Below are 6,571 nucleotides of genomic sequence, written 5' to 3' on the forward strand. Positions count from 1 at the left end.
CGTATTTTTCGACTTTCCTTTAGAAATCCGTAAAATTATTTATACCACTAATTTAATCGAAAATCTTAATGGAAAAATCCGTAAATACACCAAAAACAAGATGTCTTTTCCTACCGATGAGGCGGTTATGAAGTCAGTATATCTCTCTATAAGAGAAGCCACTAAGAAATGGTCGATGCCTATTAGAAATTGGGGGTTGGTTTTAAACCAATTTATGCTTATATTTGACCAAAGACTAAGACTCTAAAAACCTAAGCATCTCTTTTTAACTTACACACTTTAAGGGATAGTGTCTCTGGCAAACCTCTATTAATAAGTACCCTGCATCCTTTTGATTGACTTTCTAATTTAGCTGCTTGCGTCACAGCATCACCAAGGATAAACCTTCCTAAATTATGAGGTTGCTTCGTTTCTATTATCTCGCCGTATGCTAACCCTCCTCTACATAAAATACCGTTTTTAATGGCCTGATGCATAAACTTCGAGCAAAACACTAATACCTCGAGTATATCCTCTGACCATATAAATGCACAGTCGGATAATTGTGTGATCGTTATTTTTGAGTTTTTCCCTTTGATGGACGAAAGTAACTTTCTGAATTCCGTTAGTATTGAAGCACCTAAAAACTGATTTGTATAGAGCTTTCTATCGTTTAACCAAGGTTTAAAATCTTCATTTTTTAAAGGTATGGCTCCATTTGTGAGAGCTGAAATCCCTAAAATATCTACAAAAAATACTGCACCTTCGTAGTTTTTAATATCTTCCATATATTCTAATAACTTTAAAAAATACTTTGGATAAATGAGGCTATACTAGAAATATTCCCAGCTAAGCTTAGAAGCGAAGCTTTGTAAAAATTAGGAACTTCACCATCTTCATTATATTGGTTTAATATACTATCAATTAAATTCGATATATCTTTAATTTCTTCCGTTGAATATCTACCACTTTTCTCTAAATCTGCTTTGGCAGTTTTTGCTTTTTCAAATATTTCCTTTTTATTGTTCTCATTATGGGAATTAGAAATTAATTTTTGATCTATATTTTTACCAATACCTATTTGTAAATTTGAGTCTTTCATATGAATATTTATTGATGGCATTAAACATATATTATTTTTAGTATCTGTGAGTTTACTTACAGTTTTTATCCACTCGTCACTTATAATTCCTCTTTTAAGTAGCTCTAACATCCTGTAAAACACACTATCAATTTGATTAAAATAATCAATTATTTCTGTTTCATCATGTTTAATTTCTTGAAGTTTATTCGGCAAATTAGCTATCTTCTCTATAAAAGTTTCCTCCAAGATATTGTGGGAACGAAAAATAATTTTTAATCTTTTATGATCGATTGACCTTTGAAAACTGGTCTCTAGAAAATCAGAATACAGATAATTAAAAAATCTTTTAATAACTGTAACATAATCTTCTATGATATATTTTTCTATTTCTCTCGTAGGATATTCAAGAACATAATAGAAATTATATAATTGGGAGTTTACAAGTTTTACCTTGCCACTGTTTTTTAAATCGGACAACTTTTCTCTTAAATTTTGATTGAGTATCTGTAGATCACAATTTTCAAAAATAATTTGAGAATTATCGTTAAATTCTTTTTCATATAAATTGATTTTTGAGTTTGAACCAAACATTAGTTCATTTTCTCTTCCTTTAAAAGTAACAGATTTTACTATTATATTATTAGAAAACTCAAAATTTGCATCTCTATGAATGTCGAAAAATAAACTTTCTGAGTTAATTTTACTATTGCTACCAAAGTGACAAGAGTTCACTAGTAAAGAACCTGTATGAATATTACTCTGGTAACTTAATCCTCCTAAGAAATTGCCATATAAATAAATTTCACAATTATTATCTTTAAATGTATTGAACAAAAATTCAAACTCATTTTCAAACTCAGAAAAACTAATCTCAAAATTTGAACTAAAAATATTTGAAGTAATACTCACATCACTTTTGAAGCAAGTATCTTCTATTATTAAAAAACTTTCTTTAAATTCACTTTCTATTATAGCAGTCCTATCACCTTTAAATCTACATTTATCAAAGGTTACACTTTTTAAATCACAATTTACCAAGATAAGGTCATCTAGGAAGCGGCCCTCTATTAAATAAAGGTCATCCACAAACTTACAGTTATATAAGTATATACCATTTTTTACTACGAATTCCCCATAAATAAATTTGTAAGCATTATTATCATTTTCATTACCTGTTATTACTACATCAAATAATTCGAGAATGTCATAATTTTTTTTATTGTTAAAATAGATTAAATCAGCAAAATAGTTAAAACACTCATTTTGCCTTTTTCCATTCAATATTTTCTGAATGAAAGATACAAAGCCCCGAATCATCAATAGGCAAGTCAATATCTACAAGTTTTGCATAATTGCATTTGCGACTTTCACCATTTTGATCTATAGATACCTTGTTGCACATAAAATTGGATATGAAATATATTGTAAATTTACAATTTTTCTTCTTATGATGAAAAAAATACGTTTTTTAAAACGTATTTTTTTACACAAAATCCCCAATATCAAAGTCCTCTTTACTTTTTGTAGGAGGACTTTTTAAGTCCCTGTCTAATAGTTCAGAAACTCGTTTTTTAGCTTGTGGTAATACTTTTTCAATTTCGCTTAATAATTCGGTATCACTGAGTTTTTTGGCTATTGAGGTAGCCTGTTGTTCTTCCTCTTTATCCAATTCTTTCTTTGTTAATAAAGGCTCTACCTGTGCTAATTCTTCAAAGGATAATCCTGTAGCAAAATCATCGTCTTCTTCGGGAGTACGCATTGCCCGAAGTTCCTCTTCCTCGTCTTCATTGAGTTCCTTGCTAAATATCGCTTCTAATTCCTCTTCAGGAATTTGTGCTGGAATAGAAGTTTTTTTAGGCTCTGGCTGTACCTTCGTAGGTATTTCGTTTGAAGGTGATGGATTCGTAGTTTCTTGTGCTGGTTCATCAACTTTGGGAGCAACAAACTTACTCTTACCTACCACTGTATAAGACTCTTCCTTTTTAGGTTTTCGAGGACTCCCACTTTTGGGATTGGAAGTTTTATTTTTTGGTCTTAAAAAGTTTCTTTCCCATAGTAGAAAGAATATGATAATAAACAACAGGATAATTATAATTTTTTCCATAACTTAAAATATTGGTTTGTATTTGTCTTTAAATGCTTTTTTAATTTCCTTTTCATAGCGATTAAAATGGTCTTCTAAGAGGTTATCGAGATAATTGTAAATAGATATTTTATCCTCTCCAATTACCTGTACGATTTGAACAATTCTACGATGAAATTCAGGGCGGATATACACTGACTTTCCATTTCTTGCTGACGTTTCTCCAGAACTAAAAAACAAACTTTCATAGGTTTCTACATCTGTTTTCTTAACCCTTGTTGATGTTGTTGCCTTTTGTTCAGGTTCGAGCATATTTGCAGGTTCTTTATCCTGAATTTCGTTATTTGAAACACTCTCATCTTTGATTGGTTCTGATGTTTTAGCCGAATCTTTCGCAACCGATAACTCTTCTTTTTTTCCTGCCATTAGCTCCATTAACTCGCTTTCGTTGATAGGGTTTCTTTTCTTTCTCATACTTCTATTATTTTTACAAATTCCTTAATAAAATCGTCCAAATGACAACCACTCATTAGTTTCTCATCCGCAGGCATCAAAGTAGAACGAAATACATATTTCTGATTACCGCTTCCGTCTTTACGAAAACGTTTACTATCGGATATATAGCTCTTCATCATCGTCAGTTGGAGTTCTGCAATAACATTCTCATAGATTTTATACAATGGCGATTTTTCTCGCCCATCGACTTGGTTCCAAAATAGATGAACTGATTTTATTTCGCTATCCATATTTTTAGCGATAATGTTGGAAAGTACCTCTGTAAAACTGAGGGTACTTTCAATGACTACCCTATCGGCAGTGATGGGTGCGAAAATATGGTTGATATGTGATAGAACGGTCAAAATACCTGCGGTATTAACCGTTCCTGGCATATCGAATAACACTATATCAATATCATAAGGGGTTTCTCTGATAAATTTTTCCGCTTTTTGAATTGCCTCATTGGATTTGCAAGTGATAATCGGATAGGCTTTTTTGTTAATGGTGCTGAATTGCTCGTGTGCTTTCTGCTTAAAATGTTCATTCTTCATCACGATTTTTAAGTCTTGCTCTCTTAAATTGCTGATGCTGTGCTGCGGATAATCACAATCGAATACTACCACAAGGCGGTCGTCCGGAGAAGTTAAATCCCCGCAGGCATCGTTATGTATTTCGTTTGAGCGAAGAAGAAAATGCAAAGTTTTTATCCCTATTTGAAGAATCAGGGCTGACGCACAAAGCCCATTTCATTACCTCTGTTTTGTTCAATAGAGAGATTAAAACCATAAAAATTGATAAAACTGCCATTGATTTTTATACTAAACTCACCGAATTAAACGCTCAATTTAGGAAAATCGGCGTAAATTATAATCAGATTGTCAAGATACTTTACCGCCATTTTTCAGAAAAAAAGGCAGGGGCCTATCTCTTTAAACTCGAAGAACAGACGAAAAAGTTGGTGGTTTTGAGTGAAGAAATCAAACGGATTACGCAAAACTTTGAACAAAAACACCTAAAAAACTAAGTGATATGGTAGCAAAAATCGGACGAGGGAGTAATCTTTTGGGTATACTTTTATACAATTATGAAAAAGTAGAAGATGATAACGGAAACATTTTGCACACCCAGCATATGATAATTCCTTTGGATGGACGATGGGACACTTCCGTTTTGGTTCGTTCGTTTGAACCGTACTTAACCGCCAACCAAAGAACCGAAAAACCAATCCTGCATATCTCTATCAATCCCGACCCGAAAGACAAAGTTTCAGACCAAGACTTTAGAAAAATAGCTGCTGAATATATGCAAGAAATGGGATATGGCAATCAACCTTTTGTTGTATTTAAACATACGGATATTGAACGGACACATATTCATATAGTCTCGGTCTGCGTAGATGAACAAGGCAAGAAAATAGATGATGCTTTCGAGAAACGAAAATCAATGCGGGTTTGTCGAGCATTAGAAGAAAAATTCGGTCTGCAATCCGCCTTGAATAAAAAGGAAGGAAAAGACGAAGCCTTATTTCAGCCTGTGGATTATCGCAAGGCAGATATCAAAAGTCAGTTGGCTTCTATTGTTCGATACATACATCAATATTATCAGTTTCAAAGTCTAGGAGAATATACCGCCTTACTTAAACTGTTGAATATTGGTACAGAAAAAGTGGAGGGCGAACTACACGGAGAATATCGAAGGGGATTGGTGTATTTTGCTTTGGACGAAAACGGAGAAAAAGCAAGTAATCCGTTTAAAGCCTCTTTGTTTGGTAAAAAGGCAGGTCTTCCTACGTTAGAAAAGCAGATGCAAAAGCATAAGCCTCACTTAAAAAAGCAGGATAAATCAATGCTTAAACAGCATATTAAAAATGCTTTAAAAACAACCCAAAGCAAGGCAGAATTTATGAAGACTTTGGTATCGCATAAAATATCGGTGGTTTTTCGTGAGAACGACCAAGGCAGATTATATGGAGTAACTTTTATCGACCATAATTCCCGTTGCATTTGGAATGGTTCACGATTGGGGAAAGACTTTTCCGCTAATTGAATAAAAAAAACTTTTGCCCCATAAATAATTAATATTATTGTTTAATCTTTTTGCTTATGATTATGGCGGGGCAAAAGTCAGAAATTATGTGATTATAAATATAATCACAGCGTTTAAAGCACTACAAACTTACAATATATATTTAAAATAACAAATAAATTTAAATAAAATTGTTTAAAGAAATGATGCCTACTTACAAATGGATAATGACTACTTACAAATAGATAATGACCATTTACAAATGGATGATGACCACTTACAAATGGACAATGACTACTTACAAATGGATGATGACTACTTACAAATTGATAATGACTACTTACAAATTGATAATGACTACTTACAAATGGACAATGACCACTTACAAACTGATAATGACTACTTACAAATGGACAATGACCACTTACAAATGGATGATGACCACTTACAAATGGATAATGACCATTTACAAATAGATAATGACCATTTACAAATGGATGATGACCACTTACAAATGGATAATGACCACTTACAAATGGACAATGACCATTTACAAATGGACAATGACCATTTACAAATCAATAATAACCACTTACAAATGAATAATGACTATTTATTTTTCAAAAGAAAAAACAAATAATAGATATATAAATAAAAATTATTATATTTGAAAGGAAATAATCTAAGTACTGAACTGATTTAAACTTTTTTTTGGAAAACAAAAAAGGGTTGACGAAATTTGTGTTGCAAGACATAATCATTTCAAAGATTTTATTTAAACTAATTTGTCCACCTGATATGGCTTTTGTAGCGTGTAGTGCATAGATGAGTTCAACCAGGGCAGCTTTGCTTTCTGTCCAATGAATTGAGCGATGGTTTTCATTGGCTATTTTATCAAATTG

Annotated in this window: 10 protein-coding genes; 4 read left to right on the forward strand and 6 right to left on the reverse strand. The window is 32.2% G+C overall.

Annotation, left to right across the window (positions count from 1 at the left end; genetic code table 11):
* Positions 1 to 247, forward strand: a 247-nt coding sequence (locus C237_RS13250) for a transposase (protein WP_018675576.1), incomplete at its 5' end; no start/stop codon positions are given.
* A 4-nt stretch (positions 248 to 251) separates the two neighbouring features.
* Here the strand turns inward: C237_RS13250 and C237_RS13255 are convergent.
* The 5 genes from C237_RS13255 to C237_RS0109355 form a co-directional block, all read right to left on the reverse strand.
* Entirely contained in the window at positions 252 to 767 is a 516-nt protein-coding gene (locus C237_RS13255; RefSeq protein ID WP_018676229.1) for a nucleotidyl cyclase domain-containing protein, read from the reverse strand.
* 14 nt (positions 768 to 781) lie between these two features.
* Complete coding sequence (locus C237_RS0109335; RefSeq protein ID WP_018676230.1) at positions 782 to 2,344, reverse strand: hypothetical protein; 1,563 nt, start codon at positions 2,342 to 2,344, stop codon at positions 782 to 784.
* A 202-nt stretch (positions 2,345 to 2,546) separates the two neighbouring features.
* Positions 2,547 to 3,167, reverse strand: coding sequence for a hypothetical protein (locus tag C237_RS0109345; protein ID WP_018676232.1), 621 nt, complete (start codon positions 3,165 to 3,167; stop codon positions 2,547 to 2,549).
* 3 nt (positions 3,168 to 3,170) lie between these two features.
* Entirely contained in the window at positions 3,171 to 3,620 is a 450-nt protein-coding gene (locus tag C237_RS0109350) for a DUF3408 domain-containing protein (RefSeq protein WP_018676233.1), read from the reverse strand.
* Complete coding sequence (locus C237_RS0109355) at positions 3,617 to 4,342, reverse strand: ParA family protein (protein WP_245539716.1); 726 nt, start codon at positions 4,340 to 4,342, stop codon at positions 3,617 to 3,619. Before C237_RS0109355 ends, C237_RS0109350 begins: the two co-directional genes overlap by 4 nt.
* Between C237_RS0109355 and mobA the strand changes: the two genes are divergently transcribed.
* The 3 genes from mobA (at position 4,258) to C237_RS0109370 (ending at position 6,309) form a co-directional block, all read left to right on the forward strand.
* Positions 4,258 to 4,668, forward strand: coding sequence for a conjugal transfer protein MobA (gene mobA, locus C237_RS0109360; RefSeq protein WP_026315609.1), 411 nt, complete (start codon positions 4,258 to 4,260; stop codon positions 4,666 to 4,668). The two genes, C237_RS0109355 and mobA, sit on opposite strands and share 85 nt — an antisense overlap.
* A gap of 5 nt (positions 4,669 to 4,673) precedes the next feature.
* The gene (mobB, locus tag C237_RS0109365; RefSeq protein WP_018676236.1) at positions 4,674 to 5,690 is read left to right on the forward strand and encodes a conjugal transfer protein MobB; all 1,017 of its coding nucleotides are present in this window, start codon (positions 4,674 to 4,676) and stop codon (positions 5,688 to 5,690) included.
* Positions 5,691 to 5,889: 199 nt separating this feature from the next.
* Positions 5,890 to 6,309 (forward strand): hypothetical protein, encoded by a 420-nt coding sequence (locus tag C237_RS0109370; RefSeq protein WP_018676237.1) that lies wholly within the window; start codon positions 5,890 to 5,892, stop codon positions 6,307 to 6,309.
* On the opposite strand, the gene C237_RS15015 is transcribed toward C237_RS0109370, so the two are convergent.
* Positions 6,290 to 6,571, reverse strand: a 282-nt coding sequence (locus tag C237_RS15015) for an RteC domain-containing protein (protein ID WP_018676238.1), incomplete at its 5' end; no start/stop codon positions are given. The genes C237_RS0109370 and C237_RS15015 overlap by 20 nt on opposite strands.

The sequence above is a fragment of the Riemerella columbina DSM 16469 genome (assembly GCF_000374405.1).
GTDB classification, from domain to species: Bacteria; Bacteroidota; Bacteroidia; order Flavobacteriales; family Weeksellaceae; genus Riemerella; species Riemerella columbina.